A 1,945-nucleotide genomic window follows, 5' to 3' on the forward strand; every position below is an offset into this window, starting at 1 on the left:
ACAGATGCTCGGGTGGCCGGGGTCGAGGGAGAGGCCGACGAGGCGGTGGGCGGTGACGACGGCGGCGAGGTGGACCTGCAGCGTGGCGACGGCGAGGCGCTCGGCCGCGGCGGTCAGGTACATGGCGACGAGGCGCGGGTCGCCGGACAGCGCGGCGACGCCGAGGCGGGCGCACCACGCCTCGTACTGGCGCCAGGCCGAGCGGTAGGCGCGCAGCGTGCCGACGCCGCGGGCCTGGGTGGCGTAGGCGGCGGCCTGGGACGCGAGGGCGCGGATCTCGTCGGCGCGGGCCGGGTCGAAAGCCCCGGCCGGAAGCACCAGCTCGCCGAAGAGGCCGGTGGCGATGACCAGACCGCCGGCGGTGCCGTCGGGGTCCTGGAGGGGTGGGGTGAGGCTGTCCAAGAGGCACCCTGCCTTGTCGGTCCGTCGGCGCGGTCGGTGGTTTCGCCGACGATTCTCGCTGAGGTAGCTGTATTGGAAATTTCACTCGTTTGCAATGTCCGAAAAGGCCGCTTGTCGGACATTGCTGGCCGACCGGGGGCATAGGCGCCGCGACTGTCCACGGGGCGGGCCGAGCCCCCTCGGAAAGCCGGTGCGGCAGCCGTTGCACAGGCCCGACGGTCCGACCGGGATGGCATGCGTGGAGTTACCGTCCGGGCAATCCCATTTTAACCGATTAAATGTTCTATGATGTCTCCCAACCCTCTGGCCCGCCAGCACACCATGGAGCGGTGTCGGTGTCGGCGGATGATCGGGGGCCTTGGGTCTGCGGAGAGACGAGGATGGCGGGATTGCCCCCGGATACCCCAGCGGCGGGCGGCAGCGGCCACCGCTGGATCGACGACATCGACGCCTTGCTCGCGGGCGGTGAGGACGATCCCGCCCGCCATCCGCAGGCCGCCGGAAAAGCCGGACTCGCCGATCTCACAAGCGGCGCCATCCTGATGGCCGCCTGCACGGCCACCGCCGCCGTCACCCGGCTCGACGAGCGGCTGGCGACGGCCCCGCCGCACCGCCGCCGGGGCTGGAACGAGCGCTGGTTGCTGCGCACCACGATCGCCTCGATGGCGCTCGATGGGCGTGGTGTCGATGAGGACGACCTGAGGCTCGACGGCATCGACGCGTTGACCCGCGGTTCCGACGGAGACCTGCGGATGGCGCGGGAGCTCTTGGATCTCAGCCGGCGCGCGGCGCGCCGGGCCGCTACGAACAGCCTGTACGCGGCGCCGCGCCTGATGGCTCTGCTGCGCCCGCCGACCACGGTGATCGAGCGCCGCCTGCGGAATCGCCGCGCCCAGATCGAGGCCGCCATCGTGGCGGGCGCCGACGAACGCTTCCTGGACGCCGTCGGCCAGCCGGTCGACCGCGCCGCGGCCCGCCGACGGCTGGAGGATGCGCTGGACCCCGACGCCCTGCGCACCCTTGCGGCGATGCCGCCGGTGCTCGGCGCCGTGATGTTTCTCGCCCGTTGGCACGCCGTCGCGGCTCCGTCCCTGGGGGCGGCCCCCGGCCGCATCCTTGCCGACACTTGGCTGCGCCACGCCGGCCTGACGCGCGCCGCCGTCGGCGGCATCGCCGTGGGCTTCGGACGCGCGGCGCGGCAAGACTACGCCCCCCGTCACACGGAAGCCTGGGCCACCGCAGGCCTCGGCGCCGTTCAGCGGTCCGCCGAGGCCGGACTGGCGTTGCTGCACAGTCTGGAGCGCACCGAACGCGCCATTCTGGAGCGCGACGCCCACGCCATCGAACAGGCTTTGGAGAATGGCGAACGCACCCGCGCCGGACGCCGGGATCGCGTCTTCGAGGACCTCCTGCGGGTTCTCGTGGAGCGTCCGGCGGCGAGCCTGCCACAAATCCAGGCGGCGCTGGGCACCACCCGCCCGCAGTACCGGCGCCGCCCGGAGGGTGGGGAGACGGATATGGCCTCCCCGCCGGACCCATGGAC

The 1,945-nt window shown here is 72.9% G+C and carries 2 protein-coding genes; one reads left to right on the forward strand and one right to left on the reverse strand.

Translation table 11 applies throughout. The features are described from left to right. Window positions 1–402: hypothetical protein (locus GBZ26_RS28995; RefSeq protein WP_425599374.1), on the reverse strand; the 402-nt coding region annotated here is incomplete at its 3' end. Window positions 403–782: 380 nt separating this feature from the next. Between GBZ26_RS28995 and GBZ26_RS29000 the strand changes: the two genes are divergently transcribed. Beyond that, a partial coding sequence (locus tag GBZ26_RS29000; RefSeq protein ID WP_174441749.1) for a hypothetical protein occupies window positions 783–1,945 on the forward strand: 1,163 nt, incomplete at its 3' end.

The organism is Azospirillum formosense (assembly GCF_013340925.1).
GTDB classification, from domain to species: Bacteria; Pseudomonadota; Alphaproteobacteria; order Azospirillales; family Azospirillaceae; genus Azospirillum; species Azospirillum formosense.